Origin of the sequence: Microlunatus endophyticus (assembly GCF_014646195.1) — a bacterium.
In the GTDB taxonomy this organism is placed as follows: Bacteria; Actinomycetota; Actinomycetes; order Propionibacteriales; family Propionibacteriaceae; genus Microlunatus; species Microlunatus endophyticus.
This window is the reverse complement of sequence record NZ_BMMZ01000005.1, coordinates 293,751-312,062: the sequence shown is the minus strand read 5'-3', so window position 1 is coordinate 312,062 and position 18,312 is coordinate 293,751. Positions and strand designations below refer to the sequence as shown.

At 66.5% G+C, this 18,312-nt stretch carries 14 protein-coding genes and 2 pseudogenes; 10 read left to right on the top strand and 6 right to left on the bottom strand.

Annotated features, from left to right (window positions below):
* Positions 1-143: 143 nt before the first annotated feature.
* Positions 144-539 (top strand): VOC family protein, encoded by a 396-nt coding sequence (locus IEY07_RS12560; RefSeq protein ID WP_188895689.1) that lies wholly within the window; start codon positions 144-146, stop codon positions 537-539.
* Positions 540-587: 48 nt separating this feature from the next.
* On the opposite strand, the pseudogene cobA reads toward IEY07_RS12560, so the two are convergent.
* Together cobA and IEY07_RS24730 are read right to left on the bottom strand one after the other, a co-directional pair.
* Positions 588-1,310: pseudogene (gene cobA / locus IEY07_RS24130) on the bottom strand (uroporphyrinogen-III C-methyltransferase); the annotation flags it as partial.
* A 111-nt stretch (positions 1,311-1,421) separates the two neighbouring features.
* Positions 1,422-1,763: pseudogene (locus IEY07_RS24730) on the bottom strand (NAD(P)-dependent oxidoreductase); the annotation flags it as partial.
* Positions 1,764-2,176: 413 nt separating this feature from the next.
* Between IEY07_RS24730 and IEY07_RS12550 the strand changes: the two are divergent.
* The 4 genes from IEY07_RS12550 to IEY07_RS12535 are packed head-to-tail and all read left to right on the top strand — an operon-like array spanning position 2,177 to position 6,366.
* Positions 2,177-3,517, top strand: a complete 1,341-nt coding sequence (locus tag IEY07_RS12550; RefSeq protein WP_188895687.1) for an ABC transporter substrate-binding protein — start codon at positions 2,177-2,179, stop codon at positions 3,515-3,517.
* Positions 3,517-4,470, top strand: coding sequence for a carbohydrate ABC transporter permease (locus IEY07_RS12545; RefSeq protein ID WP_188895686.1), 954 nt, complete (start codon positions 3,517-3,519; stop codon positions 4,468-4,470). The genes IEY07_RS12550 and IEY07_RS12545 overlap by 1 nt, the downstream gene beginning before the upstream one ends.
* Positions 4,467-5,360, top strand: a complete 894-nt coding sequence (locus tag IEY07_RS12540) for a carbohydrate ABC transporter permease (RefSeq protein WP_188895685.1) — start codon at positions 4,467-4,469, stop codon at positions 5,358-5,360. Before IEY07_RS12545 ends, IEY07_RS12540 begins: the two co-directional genes overlap by 4 nt.
* Positions 5,347-6,366 (top strand): LacI family DNA-binding transcriptional regulator, encoded by a 1,020-nt coding sequence (locus IEY07_RS12535; protein ID WP_188895684.1) that lies wholly within the window; start codon positions 5,347-5,349, stop codon positions 6,364-6,366. Before IEY07_RS12540 ends, IEY07_RS12535 begins: the two co-directional genes overlap by 14 nt.
* Positions 6,367-6,380: 14 nt before the next feature.
* Here the strand turns inward: IEY07_RS12535 and IEY07_RS12530 are convergent, their stop codons facing one another.
* Positions 6,381-7,244: a serine protein kinase RIO gene (locus IEY07_RS12530; RefSeq protein WP_229670025.1), complete on the bottom strand. Its 864-nt coding sequence runs from the start codon at positions 7,242-7,244 to the stop codon at positions 6,381-6,383.
* Positions 7,245-7,545: 301 nt separating this feature from the next.
* Between IEY07_RS12530 and pdhA the strand changes: the two genes are divergently transcribed.
* Genes pdhA through IEY07_RS12515 form a run of 3 tightly spaced genes read left to right on the top strand, consistent with a single transcriptional unit; the run spans position 7,546 to position 11,097 of the window.
* On the top strand, positions 7,546-8,706 hold the full coding sequence (gene pdhA, locus IEY07_RS12525) for a pyruvate dehydrogenase (acetyl-transferring) E1 component subunit alpha (protein WP_188895683.1): 1,161 nt from the start codon (positions 7,546-7,548) through the stop codon (positions 8,704-8,706).
* Positions 8,703-9,677, top strand: coding sequence for an alpha-ketoacid dehydrogenase subunit beta (locus IEY07_RS12520; RefSeq protein WP_188895682.1), 975 nt, complete (start codon positions 8,703-8,705; stop codon positions 9,675-9,677). The genes pdhA and IEY07_RS12520 overlap by 4 nt, the downstream gene beginning before the upstream one ends.
* 22 nt (positions 9,678-9,699) lie before the next feature.
* Entirely contained in the window at positions 9,700-11,097 is a 1,398-nt protein-coding gene (locus IEY07_RS12515) for a dihydrolipoamide acetyltransferase family protein (RefSeq protein ID WP_229670024.1), read from the top strand.
* Here the strand turns inward: IEY07_RS12515 and IEY07_RS12510 are convergent, their stop codons facing one another.
* Entirely contained in the window at positions 11,098-11,715 is a 618-nt protein-coding gene (locus IEY07_RS12510; RefSeq protein WP_188895681.1) for an FMN-binding negative transcriptional regulator, read from the bottom strand.
* Between the two features lie 189 nt (positions 11,716-11,904).
* The gene (locus IEY07_RS12505) at positions 11,905-12,660 is read right to left on the bottom strand and encodes a DUF4282 domain-containing protein (RefSeq protein WP_188895680.1); all 756 of its coding nucleotides are present in this window, start codon (positions 12,658-12,660) and stop codon (positions 11,905-11,907) included.
* A gap of 238 nt (positions 12,661-12,898) precedes the next feature.
* On the opposite strand from IEY07_RS12505, the gene IEY07_RS12500 reads away from it, so the two are divergent.
* Entirely contained in the window at positions 12,899-14,764 is a 1,866-nt protein-coding gene (locus tag IEY07_RS12500) for an acyl-CoA dehydrogenase (RefSeq protein WP_188895679.1), read from the top strand.
* A 760-nt stretch (positions 14,765-15,524) separates the two neighbouring features.
* Positions 15,525-17,834 carry an accessory Sec system translocase SecA2 gene (gene secA2, locus IEY07_RS12495; protein ID WP_229670023.1) on the top strand — a complete coding sequence of 770 codons (2,310 nt, stop codon included), beginning with the start codon at positions 15,525-15,527 and terminating at the stop codon, positions 17,832-17,834.
* Here the strand turns inward: secA2 and IEY07_RS12490 are convergent.
* Positions 17,788-18,309 (bottom strand): Lrp/AsnC family transcriptional regulator, encoded by a 522-nt coding sequence (locus IEY07_RS12490; protein ID WP_188895678.1) that lies wholly within the window; start codon positions 18,307-18,309, stop codon positions 17,788-17,790. The genes secA2 and IEY07_RS12490 overlap by 47 nt on opposite strands.
* Positions 18,310-18,312: the final 3 nt, after the last annotated feature.

Genomic DNA, 18,312 nt, shown 5'->3' with positions numbered 1-18,312 from the left:
CCGTCCGGCAACCGAACCGCGGGCGTACGTCTTCCGACCGGTGTCGGGAAACGTACGCCTGTGGTCGTTGTTGCCGCTCGTTTCCCGACCGGTGTCGGATTTGTCGCTGGCCGGCTGTCGGTGGCGGGTGGTTGGCTGCACCCATGAGCCAAACACAACCGGACGCCACCGCCACGCCGGCCGGCCGCGTCGCGATGTTCACCATCGACTGTGCCGATCCGAAGCCGCTGCTGGACTTCTACTCCGCATTCCTGGGGATGGCCATCACCTACCAGGACGAGAATGTCGGGATGCTGGCTGGGGAGGACGGGACCGCCATCGGCTTCGGCAAGGTCGATCACTACCACCCGCCGGCGTGGCCGGACGAGGCCAGCGACAAACAGTTCCACCTCGATCTGAATGTCGCCGACATCGATGCCGCGACCGAGCGGGCTGTCGAGCTGGGTGCGACCAGGCCCGAATTTCAGCCGGGGGAGACCTGGCGGGTGATGCTCGATCCCGCCGGCCACCCGTTCTGCCTCACGACCTGGGGATCCTGACCGAGATCACGATGAAGATCGGGACCAAGATCACGATCAGGATCAAGATCAGCTCAGGGTGAAGCCGGCCACCGCCCCGATCACCACGGTGGCCGGGGCGCCAAGGCCGGCTTTCGCTGCCTGGGCAGCGATTTCGGCCAGCGGGGCGCGGACGCTCCGCATCGTCGCCAGGGTACCGTCGGCGACCACGGCGGCTGGTGTCTGCGCGGCCAGGCCGTGATTGATCAACGTCTCGGCGATCGACTGCAGGTTTGCCATCCCCATCATGATCACCAAGGTCAGACCGGATGTCGCCAGGGACGGCCAGTCGATCTTGGAGCGCGGATCCCCCGGCGGTACGTGTCCGGTCACCACGGTGAATCCCTGCGAGAGCTGGCGGTGGGTCAGCGGGATGCCGGCTGCGGCCGGCGCCGCGCTGGCAGAGGTCACACCCGGGATGACCGTCACCGGGATGCCGGCGGCCGCACAGGTCTGCCACTCCTCCCCGCCGCGGCCGAAGACGAAGCTGTCGCCGCCCTTGAACCGGACCACCGTCTTGCCGCGCCGGGCGCGATCGACCAGCAGCTCCTCGATGGTCTGCTGACCGACGCCCGGCCCGCGGGGGATCTTCCCGACGTCGATGATCTCGGCATCGACCCGGGCGTTCGCCAAGGCTGCCAGCGGAGCGAGCCGGTCGGTCGCGATCACGTCGGCGCTCCTGATCGCCTCCATCCCGGCGATCGTCAGCAGACCCGGATCGCCGGGGCCGCCGCCGACCAGGACGACCCGGCCGACCCGGTCCGGACCGTCCTGGCCTGGCTCGTGCCCGCCCGACTCCTGCCCGCCCGACTCCTGCCCGCCCGGGGTGAGGCGTACGGCTACGACACCCACCTTCTCCGCGGCGGCGAGCACCGCCCGGTCGGCCTCGGTGCCGCCGTCGGTGATGACGAGCGCCACGCCGTCCAGGATTCGGGCCAGGAGCGCTCCGTCTGCGGTGAATGCAGTCGGCGACAGCCGACTCAGCTGCAGCCGGACGCGGTCGGCCAGGTCCTGCACTGCCGGGCCGGGCTCGGTGGCGTACACCTGCACTCGTGCGTCGGCCTGCAGCAGTGCGGCGACCTCGGCCGGCGACGGGTTCGACGCACCGATCACCACCACTCGTCGACGGCCCACCTCAATGCCGCGCCAGGAACCCACGAAGCCTCCGCTCAGTCGACCCCGCGGACGGACGGGGACGGTTGCCATTCTCCCGTACGCGGCCTCCGACACTGACGCCGAACCAACCTCAGCGAACGTTTTCGTCCCTGGGGCGATAGTTGAGGATCCGGCCTGGAGGCCGGTGTCCGGCTCGGTCCGGTTCGTCCAGTCGGGATGTTTCGATCCTCGCAGCGAAATCATCGCAATATCCGCTCGAGTCGGCATCCTGCCTTGTCAGAGCCTAGTTAATCGTCCGATTAGGGGTGTCTCAGGTCCGTCGAAGGCAACGATTCGGTGGTGATTCAGGCGTTGAATCGTTGCAGGCGTTTGACAACTATCGATCACCGGAGCACCCTTGGTCCGTTGCCGGAAGGGGTCAATGTCGAAACGCCGGCTCCGATAAGTTTCGTTCGACGATGAACAAGAACCCGGTCAATGAAGCGGGTTCGGAAGGACAAGACATGGCAGCTCCGAATCCGCGTCCCGCGCTGTCCCGCCGGGGATTCCTCGGTTTCGCCGGCGCAGCGGGCATCGCGACCGCCGGGGTTCTGACGGGTTGCAACCGGGCCGCATCGACCGGGGGCTCATCGGGTGGCGAGAAGCCGCTCAAGTTCTGGAACATGCCCTGGGGCAATACCCAGTTCACCACGCTCGACAAGAAGATCACCACCAGCTACAAGCCGGCTTCGGGTCTGAACCCGGCCAGCTACCAGACCATCCAGTGGGCCAACTTCACCCAGACCTTCGCCTCGGCCGTTGCCTCCAACACCGGTCCGGCTGTCAGCTCGGGTGGCGGCACGCAGGCTTTCCAGTTCGAGGCGCAGGGCAAGATCGCCTACGCCGACGACCTGCTGAACTCCTGGAAGTCCAACGGTCTCTACGACGACTTCCTGCCCGGCCTGATCGACACCATGAAGGTCGACAAAGGTTATGCGGCGATCCCGTACAACCTCGACATGCGCGTGCTCTGGTACAACACCAAGCTGCTCGACCAGGCCGGTGTCGAGCCGCCGAAGACCTGGGACGACTTCGACAAGGTCTGTGCCGCGCTGAAGCAGAAGGGCATCTACGGCTACGGCACGATGGCCGGCGCCGGCGCCTACACCGGTAGCCACACGCTGGTCAGCTGGATGATCAACAACGGCGGCGGCCTGTTCAACGCCGGTCATGAGCCGGAGATGGTCACCGACGTCAACATCGAGGCGATCAACTTCGTCCTCGACTGCGTCAAGAAGGGCTACGTCGACCCGCACAGCGTCAGCTACACCAGCGACAACGCGCAGTCGCAGTGGAAGGCCCACAAGTTCGGCATGGGCTTCGACACCGCCGGTCTGGCCAACAACATCGGCGGCACGGTCGGTCCGGAGCTCACCATCGGGAGCCCGCTGACCAGCCCCTCGGGCAAGAAGGGCGCGCTCTACTTCCCGAACAACATCATGATGTACACCAACACGCCGAACCAGAAGTCGAGCGAAGCGTTCCTGACGTACTACTACAAGAACATGGCTCCGCTGTGGACTTCGAACACCGGCATCGGTCTGCCGCCGCTGAAGTCGATCACCGAAAAGACCGGGTTCCGCAAGGACAAGAACGCAGTCAAGGCAATCGAGGAATGGCAGCCGATCTCCAAGACCTGGGCCGCTCCAGGTTCGAACTCGCTGTTCCTCGGCGTCACCACGGTTGACGGCACGCCCGCCATGGACACCTTCACCCAGTCCATCCTCGGTGGCAAGGTGACCGCCAAGCAGGCACTGTCGACCCTCCAGGACACCGTAGCCAAGGCCATCAAGGCCCAGGGCTGATGTCTGCCGTCTCGGAAGGCATCGAGAGGGCGCGTCGGGGAGTCGGAGCCGGTGGATCCGGCCGTACGACTCCCCGGCGCCGCCGGCGGCCGACCGGTGGCGGACTCACCCTTCTGCTGTTCGCGCTGCCCTCGCTGATCCTGCTGCTGCTGATCAACCTGTATCCACTGGTCTACGCGGCGATGCAATCGGTCCGCTCCGGCAACCTGATCAACCTCGGCCCGTTCGTCGGGCTGGCGAACTACCGCAACGTCCTGACCGACCCGGACTTCTGGCATTCGGCGCTGTTCACGCTGATCTTCACCGTGACCGGCGTGTTCGGCAGTTGGGCGGTCGGTCTGGCGCTGGCGATGCTGTTGCGCGGCAAGGTCCCGGCCGGCGGCGTGTTCAAGGTGCTGCTGCTGCTGCCCTGGGTGGTCCCGGTGGTCGTCTCCGCGACCTCCTGGAACTGGCTGGTCGCCACGCCGCAGAGCCCGCTGCCGGAATTCTTCTCGCTGCTGGGCTTCGACAATGTGCTGTTCCTCAGCGACCCGACGCTGGCCAAGATCGTGGTCTGCGTATTCAAGGTGTGGATCAGCTTCCCGTTCATGATGATGATGATGAGTTCGGCGCTGACCGCTGTCGACGTCAACGTCTACGAGGCGGCCAAGGTCGACGGCGCGACCGGCTGGCAGTCCTTCCGCAGCATCACCATGCCGTTGATCTCGCGGTCGACCTACATCAGCTGGATCCTGATGACGATCTTCTGCGTCAACGACTTCCCGACCATCTACCTGCTCACCGGTGGCGGTCCGACCAACGCGACCACATCGCTGGTCGTGCTGGCCTATCGGACGGTGTTCCAGGACTTCCAGACCGGACCCGGGGTGGCCATCGCCTTCCTGATGACCGCGGTGCTCGTCATCGTGTCGGTCGTGCTCTACCGCCAGATCGCGAAGGTGAACATCGAATGACCGACACCAGCATGCGTACGGGCCTGCAACAGGGCGTCAGCGCCCAGAGCCCGACAGCCGCCCCGACCCGCCGGCGCCGGCCGCTCGATGAGCGGGGTAAGTGGTGGCGATTCGTCGTGGTCCTGATCGTCACCATCATCGCGATCGTGCCGATCGTCTCGGTGCTCTACCTGTCGCTGCAACCGGGACTGGGCAGCTCGGCCACCGGCCTGACCCTGGAGAATTTCGGCCTGGTCTTCTCCCAGACCCAGATCAGCTACTGGCTGGAGAACAGCCTGCTGGTCACCCTGGTCACCGTGGTCATCTCGGTCGCCGTCGCGGCGCCGGCCGGCTACGTGCTGTCCCGGGTCCGCAGCCGGCTGGTGTCGAGCTACTCGCTGGTGCTCTTCGTCGTGCAGTCGCTGCCGGTGGTGACAGCGGTGATCCCGCTGTTCATCCTGTTCTCCGGCCTTGGTCTGGTCGACAACCTCGGCGGCGTGATCATCGTCTACGTCGGCTCGACGCTATCGGTGGCGACTTGGATGCTGGCCGCCTACTACGACTCGATCCCGATCTCGCTGGAGGAGGCGGCGTGGATGGACGGGCTGTCGGTCTTCGGCAGCTTCCTGCGGGTCGTGCTGCGCAACTCCCTGCCCGGCATCCTCTCCACCGCGATCTTCAGTTTCCTGCTGTCCTGGAACGACTATCTGGTCGCGGTCGTGTTCCTGCGCTCCGATGTCAACTACACCCTTCCGGTCGGGTTGGAGACCTTCTTCCAGCAGAACGCGACCAACTGGGGCCTGGTCATGGCGGTCGCGGTGATCATGATGTTGCCGCCGGTGATACTGTTCGCGGCGCTGAACAAGTACTTCAGCGTGGGTGGTATCGGAGGTGCGCTTGCCGGCCGATGAGGCTGTGGATCTCTCCCGGGCGACGTTGTCCCGGATCGCGTCGGCCGCCGACGTCTCGATTTCGACAGTCTCGAAAGTACTCAACGGCCGGACCGGCGTCTCGGAAGCGACCCGGGCCAAGGTCGAGGCCCAGCTGCACCAGCACGGCTACCAGCGGCGTGGCCTGCGCGACAGCGCTCCGCTGATCGAGCTGGTCTTCGTACGATTCACGACCGTCTGGGCGCTGGAGATCCTTCGCGGCGTCCAGGCGGCGGCCCGGTCCCGCGGGGTCGGTGTGGTCGTCACCGAGAGCGGCGACTACAGCGGCCCGGGGCCGGAGTGGATCGACGCCGTCATGCAGCGCAACCCGATCGGGGTCGTGCTGGTGATGTCGGGAGTTTCGCAATCCCAGCTGCGGCAGTTGCGGGCACGGGGGATCCCGGTCGTGGTCGTCGATCCGGCCGGGGATCCGGCACCGGGCGTCGCCTCGGTCGGCTCCGCCAACTGGAACGGCGGGCTGATCGCCACCCGGCACCTGCTCGGTCTCGGCCACCGCAAGATCGCCGTGATCGGCGGCCCGGAGCAGATGATGTGTTCCCGGGCGCGGTTGGCCGGCTATCGGTCGGCGCTGGACGAGGCCGGCGTACCGGTCCGCTCGGACTACATCCTGGCCGGTGACTTCGAGCGCGACAGCGGACTCGAGCTGGGCAAGAAGCTCCTGAGCCTGCCGGAGCGGCCGACCGCGATCTTCTCCTGCAACGACCTGATGGCGCTCGGGGTCTACGAGGCCGCCCGGCAGGCCGGACTGAGCATTCCCGACGATCTGTCGGTGGTCGGCTACGACGACTTGAGCGTCGCCGAATGGGCCGGACCTCCGCTGACCACCGTCCGGCAGCCGCTGCTGGAGATGGGGCGGCAGGCGAGCACGATGCTGCTTGATCTGGACCTCGATGCGCAGGCGCCGCGGGTGGACCTGGCCACCGATCTGGTGGTCAGGGCCAGCGCTGATCGGCCGCCTCGGAGTTAGCTCACCGAGCCCGGCTACCAGGCGTACGAGATCAGCTCGGCCAGCAGGCCGTCGGCGTCCAGCTCCAGCCCTCGGCGGCTGAACCAGTCGCAGACATTGCGGCAGTCCCGTGCCAGGAAGTCCATTCCGTGCGGGTTGCCGACGATGTCGGTGACCTGCGGCAGGTCGATGATCACCAGGCGTTCCTCGGCGACCAGGATGTTGTACGCCGACAGGTCGCCGTGGGCCTGCTGCCGCCCGGCCAGCACCCGCATCGCCTGGTGCAGCTGCTCCCAGTAGTGGGCCAGCAGATCGGGCTCCGGCCGGGTCTGGGCCAGCCGCGGGGCACCGGAACCGTCGCTGGTGGTGATGAACTCCATCAGGATCTCGTTGTCGTCCAGCTGGACCGGATAGGGCACCGGGACACCGGCCGACCACAGCTCGCACAGCGTGCCGAATTCGGCGCCGGCCCACTGGCCGGCCTCCACCGCCCGCCCGTGGCCGGTGTGTTTGGCCATCGCCCGCCGGTCCCGGCTGTTGCGGGTCCGACGGCTCTCGGTGTAGCTGGTGTCGCGGTGGAACTGCCGCTGGTCGGGTGACCGATATCGCTTGGCCGCCATCACCACGGGGTCCTTGGCGTCCTGGACCGGTCGAAGCGCTTCGGGCACCGCTCGTTCGATCAGATTGACGTCGGCTTCCTTGCCGGTCTTCAGAATGCCGAGTTCGGTGTCGATCGCCTGGTCGGTGATCACCCAGTCGGGCACCGGCTCGGGGCCGATCGGAATGCCGGGATCGTCGTAGCGGGACCAGCGCTGGTCGGGATCGAGATGGTCGCCGAGGTCTTCGAAGTCGAAGGCGAAGAGGTCAGCTGGAGCGTGCTGCTCGGAAGGTTGGTTCACGGGAATCTCCTGAGAGGTGGGTCGGCTTGTGAGCGCGATCCGCAACGGCGATGGACACGTCGCACCTCCTCCTCTCAGGGCCGCCCCGCTCGGGCGGCATACCAGTGACGACAAGGTTGAGGCAAAAGAACTCGGTACCGCAAGTTGTTTTCTGACCTCGACCACCGCCGGGGTAGCTTGGGCGGCACAGGCCACCGCCCCGCGCCCATCCGGCCACAAGTCGACGGACGCAGGACAGGGTCCGCAACGGTTCGGCTTTCCGGCGCTGCGGTGATCCCGCAACGAGGCGAGAGGACGCAGGATGAGCGAGTTGAGTGGTCTTGCGGGGCCGCGAGCAGGCGCGCAGGCGGACGTCGACTACGTCCAGTTGCTGACACCCGAGGGTGTCCGCGTCGAGAACGATGCGTATGAATTCACCGGCGATGACGAACAGATCGCCGGCTTTTACCGCGACATGGTGCTGACCCGCAGATTCGACACCGAAGCCACAGCGCTGCAGCGCCAGGGTGAGCTGGGCCTTTGGGCGTCCTGTCTGGGACAGGAAGCAGCACAGATCGGATCCGGTCGGGCGCTCGGACCGCAGGATCATGTCTTCCCCAGCTACCGCGAGCACGGCGTCGCTCGCTGTCTCGATGTCGATCCGGTCGAGGTGCTCGGCCTCTTCCGTGGTGTCGACCAGGGTGGCTGGGACGTGGTCGGGTCGCGGCTCAACCTCTACACGGTCGTGATCGGCGCTCAAACCCTGCACGCCACCGGTTATGCGATGGGGCTGGAGCGCGACGGGTTGGTCGGCACCGGAGATCCCGAGCGCGACGCGGCCGTCGTCGCCTATCTGGGGGACGGGGCGACCAGTCAGGGCGATGTCAGCGAGGCGTTCGTGTTCTCCGCCTCCTACAACGCGCCGGTGGTCTTCTTCTGTCAGAACAACCAGTGGGCGATCTCCGAGCCGATCGAACGGCAGTCGAAGATCCCGCTGTTCAAACGGTCCTCGGGCTTCGGGATCCCCGGCGTACGGGTCGACGGCAACGACGTGCTGGCCACGTTTGCCGTTACCAGCAAGGCTTTGGAGCAGGCCCGCTCCGGAAGCGGGCCGAGCTTCATCGAGGCGTACACCTACCGGATGGGCGCGCACACGACCTCCGACGATCCCACGAAGTACCGGCTGGCAGACGAGGTCGAACACTGGCGGTTGCGCGATCCGATCGCCCGGGTGAAGGTCTACCTGGCTCGCAGCGGGGGCGTGACGCAGTCCTTCTTCGACGACGTCGACGCCGAGGCCGATGATCTTGCAGCCGACATCCGCAAGCGTTGTCTTGATCTTCCCGACCCGGCACTGGTCGACGCCTTCGACCAGGTGTATGCCGAACAGACCCCTTATCTGGTTGAACAACAGGCCACGTACACCGCCTACCTAAACAGCTTCGAGGTTGACGGCCCTGAGTCCGGTGACGGTGTCCGATGACGACGTTGACCATCGCCAAGGCGTTGAACGCCGGCCTGCGGCGGGCGTTGGAGGCTGACCCGAAGGTGGTGCTCGCCGGGCAGGACATCGGCAAGCTGGGTGGCGTGTTCCGGGTCACCGAGGGCCTGCAGAAGGACTTCGGTGAGGCCCGGGTGATCGACTCCCCGCTGGCCGAGTCGGGGATCGTCGGGACGGCTGTCGGGATGGCTCTGCGTGGTTACCGGCCGGTCTGCGAGATGCAGTTCGACGGCTTCACCATGCCAGCTTTCGACCAGATCGTGAACCAGGTCGCCAAATTCCACTTCCGGTCCGGCGGCCGGATCAACATCCCGATGGTGATCAGGATCCCGTACGGAGGCGGCATCGGCGCGGTCGAACATCACAGCGAATCGCCCGAGGCCTACTTCTGCCACACCGCCGGGCTGAAGGCCGTCGCGGTGTCCAACGCCGACGATGCCTATTGGATGATCCAGCAGGCGGTCGCCTCGGCGGATCCGGTGATCTTCTTCGAGCCGAAGCGCCGCTATCATGAGCGCGGCGAGGTCGACGTCGCCGGCGATCCGCAGCCGCTGCACAGCGCGAAGATCATCAAGGAAGGCTCCGACCTGACGCTGCTGGCCTACGGGCCGATGGTCAAGGTGTGCACCGATGCCGCCGGCGCGGCCGAGGACGAAGGCCGCAGCCTGGAGGTCATCGATCTGCGGACGCTGTCGCCGCTGGACATGGCGACGATCACCCGCTCGGCCGAGAAGACCGGCCGGGTCGTGGTCGTGCACGAGGCCGCCGGAAATCTGGGGCTGGGAGCGGAGATCGCTGCCCGCATCACCGAGAAGTGTTTCTACTCGCTCGAGGCGCCGGTGCTGCGGGTGACCGGCTTCGACCTGCCGTATCCGGCCAGCCGGCTGGAGGACGAGTACCTTCCCGATCTCGATCGGGTGCTCGATGCCGTCGACCGTTCGCTTGCCTACTGAGGATGTTGGGGAGGAGATTGCGATGAAGCAGTTCCTGTTGCCGGATCCGGGCGAGGGCCTGGTCGAGGCCGACATCGTCAGCTGGCACGTCAAGCCGGGCGACCAGATCAAGATCAACGACGTGCTGGTCGAGGTGGAGACCAGCAAGTCGATCGTCGAGCTGCCCAGCCCGTACGCCGGCACCGTCAGTGAGCTGCTGGTCAACGAGGGCGATACGGTCGAGGTGGGCGCCCCGATCATCCTGATCGAGGAATCGGCGTCTGATCCTGTCGAAGGGCAGGCGAAGGGGCAACAGACCGAGCGGGTGGCCAACCTGGTCGGCTACGGCCCGCGCACCGGTCCGTCGAAGCGTCGTCCGCGCCGTCACCCGGAGCCGGCCGAGGCACCGCATGCCGCGGTGGCTGCAAGTTTCGGCACCCATCAACCGGTCTCTCATCGTCATGATCATCGCGAACCGCTCGCACCGGGTCTGACCAAGCCGGTCGGGCCGCCGTTGCCGGCGCCAGGGACTCCTGCCGCCGAACCGGCCGTGGGTGGCGGACGCCCACTGGCGAAGCCGCCGGTTCGCAAGCTGGCCAAGGATCTCGGCCTCGATCTGACCACGGTCACCGGATCCGGTGACGACGGCGTGATCACTCGCGACGACGTCGAAGCTGCCGCGACCCGGAGCCCTGAGCCTGTCGAGATCCCTGAGCCTGTCGAAGGGCCCTCCGGTGACGAGCGCGTCCCGATCAGAGGCGTCCGCAGGGCCACCGCGCAGGCCATGGTCGACTCGGCATTCACCGCCCCGCACGTGACCGAGTGGGTGACCTGTGATGTGTCGGCGACGATGGAGTTGGTCGAGAAACTAAAGTCCCGCAAGGATTTCGCCGACGTCCGGGTCTCGCCATTGTTGATCATCGCCCGAGCCTGCCTGCTGGCCTTGCGGCGGTCGCGATCACTCAACGCCAGCTGGGACGAGGCCGCGCAGGAGATCGTCTACCACGGTGCCGTCAACCTGGGCATCGCCGCCGCGACGCCGCGAGGCCTGGTGGTGCCCAACATCAAGAACGTCGATCGGCTCGACCTGGCCGGTCTCGCCTCCGGTCTCAACGAGTTGATAATGACAGCGCGCGAGGGGAAGGCGCAGCCCGCCGACCTTTCCGGCGGGACGTTCACCATCACCAACGTCGGCGTGTTCGGTGTGGACGCCGGAACGCCGATCCTCAACCCGGGGGAGTCCGGGATCCTCGCAGTCGGCAGCATCAGCCGGCGACCGTGGGTGGTCGGCAGCGGTGCGGACGAAAGGATCGAGCCCCGCTGGGTGACAACGCTGGCGCTGAGCTTCGACCACCGGATTGTCGACGGGGAGCAGGGATCGCGATTCCTGGCCGACGTCGCAGGGATCCTCAACGATCCCGGGACCGCGCTGCTGTTCTGATCACTGCTCGAGATCCAGGGCGTTCTCCATGTCAGTCGCCAGAGCGGGATTGCGGTACGGGCCGGGAGTGCGGAGCTGCGCGATGACCCGGCGTTGGGACTCGATGTCCTTGTCCTGGCTGAGTTTGACCTTGAGCTGGAAGCGGGCGATCGGCAGCCGGATGCCGACCGTGCCCTTGGCCACCGGTCGGCCCCACTCCGGGTCCAGCAGCATCGGCTCGTCGACGTGCCGTTCGAAATGTTCGACGAGTCGCGCCAGGGTACGCAGATTCGTCTCCTCGTCGAGGATCTCCGGGATGCCGTAACAGTGGGCAGCGGTGAAGTTCCAGGTGGGCGCCCTACTGGCGCCCGGTGCGTACCAACTCGGCGAGACGTAGCCGTGGTTGCCCTGAACGATCAACAGGATCTCGGGGCTGCCGAAGCCGTGCAGCTGTTCGTCCGGACGGCCGACGTGAGTGAAGATGGCCGGTTCGGCGGAATCCTCGTCCAGCAGGATCGGGTAGTGCGACGCGACCAGCCCGTCGGCGGTGTTACTGACGAGCAGCCCCCACGGATAGTCACGGATCAGTTGCCGGACGATCTCGGGGTCTTCGCTGGCATGGAACGGATTGTGTCGCACCCAGCAAACCCTACTGATCACCTCGCCGCAGGAGTCCGACGACGGGAGCGAACGCGTCCATGAGTTCGTCGCCGACGACGAGGTAGTTGATGCCCAGCCGTTCGCGGCGTTCGCGGAGCTGATCGGCGTCCGTTCGGGACTGCCTGTGACGACTGCGACGATTTCCCGATCCACAAGCGCGATCGCGGGTCAGTCCTCGATCTTCTCCCGGATATGCCGGGCGTCGTCGGCGGTACGCGTCATGGCGATCGCGGCCTCGAGGAACACCCGCACGATGAGGATCTCGAGCAGGACCGGGATCCAGCCGAGCACCAACGACACGATCCCGATCACGGTGAATGCACTGCCGGCGTTGCTGTCGCCGCCACCGCCGAAGGGGCTGCTCAGCGAACTCGCGAGGTGGTTGATCGCCGCAGCGACCCGGAACCAGTAGATCGCACCGCCGATCCAGGCCACCACCCCCAGCACGATCGCGACGATGTAGACGATCTTGGCGATGCCCGGCGTCGCATAGGTCCTGAAGCCGAAGTCGAAGGCCGCCCGGAAAGGGTTGGCATCGCCGAACCGCTTCTGCTGCTGGGGTTGCAGCTGCTGCGGTGGCTGTGACTGCCAGGCACCGAAAGAGGAGGTGTCGGGGGCGCCGGACGGCGGCTGACCCCAGGATGGCGCGGTCGGCTGGGCGTACGGCTGCGACTGCGGTTGCGCAGGTGGCTGCGTGAGTGGCTGTGTGGGTGGCTGCCCGTACGGACTGCCTGCCGACGGCTGGCTGTAGCTGCCGGCCTGCGGTTGGGCCGCCGAACTCTGCCCGTACGGCGGCAGCTGCTGCGTCTCTTCGGGCCGGCTCGCCGACTCGCTGGAACCGGTGATCCACTGGTTGTGCTGGCCGAATTGCTGAGGGTCGTGGTGGGGCTGATTGCCGCCCGGAGGGTTGGGAGGTTGGGTCATGGCACCCATCCTGCCCATTGACGGGTCCGCTGGGCGGCAATGTGTCCACAGGCTTGCTCCGCGACCGCCGTCCCCGGCGCCCGATACGGCGCGATTTCCGTCCGGATTTTGCGCGGGACCATCTTGGCGGCGTCGCTACTTGCGAGTAATATCAGAGTGAAGTTACTCACCAGTAACAATCCCCGTGCTGCTTCCCACAGCCCGGTCGGCTCGATGAAGACCTGAGGTGAAACCAGCGATGACGCACTACAAGTCCAATCTTCGCGATATCAAGTTCAATCTGTTCGAGCTGCTGGGCCGGTCCGAGATCCTGGGCCACGGGCCGTACGAGGACATGGATGTCGAAACCGCCGAAGCGGTGCTCGACGAGGTCGATCACCTCGCGACCACCAAGCTGGCGGAATCCTTCGAGTCCGCTGATCGGCAGCCGCCGGTCTTCGATCCCGAGAGCCACACGGCTCCGCTCCCGGAGGCGTTCAAGAAGTCCTACGACGCCTGGATGGAGTCGGAGTTCTATCAGATCGGTCTTGCGGCAGAGGTGGGCGGTCAGCCGGCGCCGCCATCGCTGCGGTGGGCCATGAACGAGCTCGTGCTCGGTGCCAACCCGGCCGTCTACATGTATGCGTCGGGGCCGAAGTTCGGCGAGATGATCTTCCGGAACGGCACCGAACGGGACCAGAAGATCGGCCGGATCATGGCCGACAAGCTGTGGGGCGCAACCATGGTGCTGACCGAGCCCGACGCCGGATCCGACGTCGGTGCCGGTCGTACCCGGGCCCTGCCGCAACCTGACGGCAGCTGGCACATCGAGGGCGTCAAGCGCTTCATCACCTCCGCCGAACACGACCTGAGCGACCAGATCATCCATCTGGTGCTCGCCCGCCCGGTCGGCGTCGAGGGCTTCGGCGGCCCCGGCACCAAGGGCCTGTCGCTGTTCATCGTGCCGAAGTACGACTTCGACCTCGAGACCGGTGACCTGGGCGAGCGCAACGGCGTCAACGTCACCAACGTCGAGCACAAGATGGGCCTGAAGGTCTCCAACACCTGTGAGCTGACCTTCGGTGACGGAAAGCCGGCCAAGGGCTGGCTGCTCGGCGAGGTGCACAACGGCATCGCGCAGATGTTCCAGGTGATCGAGGACGCCCGGATGATGGTCGGCACCAAGGCCATCGCGACCCTGTCCACCGGCTACCTGAATGCACTCGACTATGCGAAGAGCCGGATCCAGGGCGCCGATCTGACCAAGAACTACGACAAGACCGCACCCCGCGTCACGATCACCCATCACCCGGACGTGCGTCGCGCGCTGCTCACCCAGAAGGCTTATGTGGAAGGGATGCGGTCGCTGGTGCTCTACACCGCGAGCATCCAGGACAAGGTCGCGATCGCAGCCGCCAAGGGCGAGAAGGACGACGACGCGATCAAGCTGAACGACCTGCTGCTGCCGATCGTCAAGGGCTACGGGTCCGAGAAGTCCTGGACCCTGCTCGGCACCGAGGCGCTGCAGACCTTCGGCGGTTCCGGCTTCCTGGCCGACTACCCGCTGGAGCAGTACGTCCGCGACGCCAAGATCGACACCCTGTACGAGGGCACCACTGCCATCCAGGGCCAGGACCTGTTCTTCCGCAAGATCATCCGCAACCAGGGCAAGGCGCTGGGTCAGTTGCAGGCCGAGATCCAGCAGTTCCTGGACACCGAGGGCGATCAGAATTCCGGCGGCCAGCTGAAGGACGAGCGCGAGTTGCTCGCCAAGGCGCTGGAGGACGTCGAGGCGATCGGCACCGCGATGGCGATGAACGCCATGAGCTCCGACGTTCGAGCCGGCGGCGATCCGCGCAACCTCTACAAGATCGGCCTGAACACCACTCGGCTGCTCTTCGGCCTGGGCGACGTCGTCTGCGCCTGGCTGCTGCTGCGCAGCGCCGACATCGCGCTGCAGGCACTGGGCACCGACCTGCCGGAGTCGGAGCAGCGGTTCTACGAGGGCAAAGTCGCTTCGGCCCGCTGGTTCGCCCGTATTGTGCTGCCGAAGCTGGCCGCCGAGCGGGTGATCGCCGAGGGCACCGATCTGGCGGCCATGGAGCTTGACGAGGCGTCCTTCTAGGCGACTCCGGGTTGTTCGGGAGCCGTACCGCGTGTGCGTGAACCTGCCCGCAGGCCTGGGCCCACAAGCGTTATAGATGTTGCGTTTGGCCTACCGTTGCGGGCAGTTGCACCGGGCGGGTCTCCGGGCGCCCCCGTTCTCCGGTGAGGCGGGGTTGTTCCGATCTGTCCGTTGGGGAACGGCTTGCGGAGTCGCTGGTTTTGTGACCGAGGATGGTCTGCCCCGGGGCGACACGCCGTGGCGGCTCGATCGTCGGCGACAGAATCAGCGGAAATGGAAACAGCGATGTTGCCCGGACCAGGATCCCCAATTGCAGCGGCCGGCCCGCCGGACCGTGCCGTCAACGCTGGCCCGAACATGGGCAGCGGTGATCCATGCGTGGTCCGGCCCGGAGCGCAAGGATCGATGGCCGACCAGCTGGATCAAGAACGGGTAGCTATGCGTGCCGTCGACGGCTAGGTCGAGCGCCTCATCATCGATGGCGCGCCCGGCCATCGTGATCGGTTCTTCCAGCGCTGCAGGGACGGCAGCGTCGCGAAAGCGACGCTGCATGGCGTGGGTGATTTGTCGAGGGTGGGCAAGCGCCGAGGTGTTGTAGCACAGTCTGGCCGGAGCCCCAGCTGCCGGTCGACGCCTTTTCATGCGCGGACGCAGACGATGAAGATCCTCGTCACGTTCCAGGTAGTCGCAGTCTTCCGTGCGTCGTGAGTCGCGGTCAGTTGAAGTGTTTGCACCGGCCCGCGCGTGTACCGTCGGTCGGGTGGGATTGAGAGACGGCCTGCGCCGGCTGATCGGGCGCGCCGGTACGACTGAGGTCGGTCGCTATGGATCGGCGATCACGGCGGCCGACGAGATCGAGGGCGAGATCGGGGATCTCGAGGACGCCGAGCTGCGGCAGGCGTACGACGACATCCGTGGTGATCTTGACGACGTGCCGACCCAGTCGGAATTCTGCGCGGTCGTTCGTGAGGCAGCCGAGCGCGGCATCGGTGAGCGGCCGTACGACGTCCAGCTGCAGGGTGCGCTGGCGATCATGAACGGCACCGTGGTGCAGATGGCCACCGGGGAGGGCAAGACCCTGGCCGGGGCGATCGCGGCGCTGGGCCTGGTGGCCCGCGGGCATCGGGCCCGGGTGATGAGCGTCAACGACTACCTGGCCCGCCGTGATGCCGAGTGGATGGCGCCGATCTACGAACTGCTCGGGGTCAGCGTCGGCTGGGTGACCAGCGCGTCCGACCATGATCAGCGCAAGGCCGCCTATGCCGCCGACATCTGCTACGGCTCGGTCAGCGAGATCGGCTTCGATCTGCTCCGCGACCGGCTGCGGACCGACACCGAGCAGATCGTCCAGACCAAACCGGACGCCCTGATCATCGACGAGGCAGATTCGGTGATGATCGACGAGGCGAAGGTGCCGCTGGTGCTGGCCGGCAGCCTGCCGGTCTCCGACGACGGTGGAAGCATGGCCGCGATCGTCACCCAGTTGGCCGCCGGCAAGGACTACGAGACCTCCGACGACAACACCCAGGTCAATCTGACCGATTCCGGTCTGGCACGGGTGGAGGCTCTGCTGGGCGTCGACGATCTGTACGCCGAGGGCAACGAGTTGCTGCTCACCCGGGTCAATGTCGCCCTCTACGCTGAGACGCTGGTGCAGCGCGACGTCGACTACATCGTCACCGATGATCATGTCCGCCTGGTCGATCCCAATCGCGGCCGGGTCGCCGAACAGCAGCGCTGGCCGGACGGCCTGCATGCGGCGGTCGAGGCCAAGGAGGGCCTGCAGCCCAGTGACCGGGGCGAGATCCTGGACACCATCACCGTGCAAGCATTGATCAAGCACTACGGCACCGTCGGCGGGATGACCGGTACGGCGCTGGCCGCGGCCGAGCAGTTCCGGGAGTTCTACGACCTGGAGACTGGCGCGCTGCCGCCGCACCGACCCTTGATCCGCACCGACGAGGCGGATCGGATCTACGAGACCGCCGAGGACCGCGATGCCGCGATGGTCGAGTTGATCAAGGAATCCCATGATCGACAACGCCCGGTGCTGATCGGCACCCACAGCGTCGCCGGGTCGGAGAAGATCGCCGAGCTGCTCGCCGAGGTCGGCGTCGAAGCCGCAGTGTTGAACGCAAAGAACGACACCGAGGAGGCGGCGGTGATCGCGGCCGCCGGCCAGCTGGGCGCGGTCACGGTGTCCACCCAGATGGCCGGGCGCGGCGTGGACATCAAACTCGGCGGCGGGGACGAGCATGAGCATGATCAGGTCGCGGAGTTGGGCGGCCTGCTGGTGATCGGCCACGGTCGCTATCACACCAGCCGACTCGATGATCAACTTCGCGGTCGGGCCGGGCGTCAGGGCGATCCAGGCACCTCGGTGATCTTCGTCAGCCTCGAGGACGATCCGACCACGGCCGAGTTGCACCCTCGCGGGGCCGAGATCGACGACGAGACCGGGGAGATCACCTCGCCCCGGATCGCCGGCCAGGTCGACCACGCCCAGCGGATCACCGAGGGTGCTCTGCTGGACACCCACCGCAACAGCTGGAACTACAGCCAGCAGCTCGACGCACAGCGCACCGACGTCCTGAGCTATCGCGACCGGGTGTTGAGGACCGGCCTGGCTGCCGAGGAGTTCCAGCGGTTGCGGCCGGACCGCTGGAAGGAGCTTGCCGAGGAGGTCGAGGACGAGGTGCTGGCCGAGGCGGCCCGGCAGCTGCTGCTGCACCAGATCGACCGGGCCTGGAGCGACCACATCGCCTTCACCGAGGACCTGCGCGAGGGGATCCACCTGCGCGCCCTCGGCCGCGAGACGCCGCTGATGGCTTACCACTCCGCCAGTGATCAGGCCTACCGGGAACTGCGCAAGAAGCTGCTGGACGACGCCGCGGAAGCCTTCGAGAAGGCGGTGATCACCGAAGACGGCCTGGACGAGGCGGCCTCCGGGATCGACCGGCCCACCTCGACCTGGACCTATATGGTCGACGACCAGGCGTTCGGCTCGCCCGAGGACCGCTTCCTCAACGCGCTCGGCGGCGTGATCCGCCGCGCCGTCCGCGGCGACTAGCCGGCCCGGCGCTGTCCGACCGCTGGATCACCGACGTCCACGGTTCGCCGAAGATCAACTGGGTGCGGCAGTGGGCCACCTGTTGGATGGCGAGCATCCGATCGATGATCAGCGACTGCAGGGCCGCGCTGTCAGTGACCGCGACGTGCACCAGGTAGTCGTCGCCGCCGGCCACGTTGTAAAGGGCGATTGTCTCAGGTAGGTCGAGTGCCTGGCGGGCGAAGTCGTTGGCAGTCTCGCGGGAGTGCGGGCGAATCTGGATGGCCAGGAAGGCCTGGACGCCGCGGCCGATCGCCTCGGGGTCGATCACCGCCCGGATCGCCGAGATCACACCGGCCGACCGCAGTCGGCGGATCCGCTCCAGACAGGTGCTCGGGGCCACGCCGACGCGGGCCGCGATCTCCTTGTTGGGGGTGGTGGCGTCATTCTGCAGGATGTCGAGAATCTCCCAGTCGACCGAATCCAATTCGGTCATTGT

Bases quoted from the DNA above. Each gene is read 5' to 3' on its own strand.
- IEY07_RS12560 (WP_188895689.1), top strand. From the start codon at position 144: ATGAGCCAAACACAACCGGACGCCACCGCCACGCCGGCCGGCCGCGTC.
- IEY07_RS12550 (WP_188895687.1), top strand. From the start codon at position 2,177: ATGGCAGCTCCGAATCCGCGTCCCGCGCTGTCCCGCCGGGGATTCCTC.
- IEY07_RS12545 (WP_188895686.1), top strand. From the start codon at position 3,517: ATGTCTGCCGTCTCGGAAGGCATCGAGAGGGCGCGTCGGGGAGTCGGA.
- IEY07_RS12540 (WP_188895685.1), top strand. From the start codon at position 4,467: ATGACCGACACCAGCATGCGTACGGGCCTGCAACAGGGCGTCAGCGCC.
- pdhA (WP_188895683.1), top strand. From the start codon at position 7,546: ATGAGCGAGTTGAGTGGTCTTGCGGGGCCGCGAGCAGGCGCGCAGGCG.
- IEY07_RS12520 (WP_188895682.1), top strand. From the start codon at position 8,703: ATGACGACGTTGACCATCGCCAAGGCGTTGAACGCCGGCCTGCGGCGG.
- IEY07_RS12515 (WP_229670024.1), top strand. From the start codon at position 9,700: ATGAAGCAGTTCCTGTTGCCGGATCCGGGCGAGGGCCTGGTCGAGGCC.
- IEY07_RS12505 (WP_188895680.1), bottom strand. From the start codon at position 12,660: ATGACCCAACCTCCCAACCCTCCGGGCGGCAATCAGCCCCACCACGAC.
- IEY07_RS12500 (WP_188895679.1), top strand. From the start codon at position 12,899: ATGACGCACTACAAGTCCAATCTTCGCGATATCAAGTTCAATCTGTTC.
- IEY07_RS12490 (WP_188895678.1), bottom strand. From the start codon at position 18,309: ATGACCGAATTGGATTCGGTCGACTGGGAGATTCTCGACATCCTGCAG.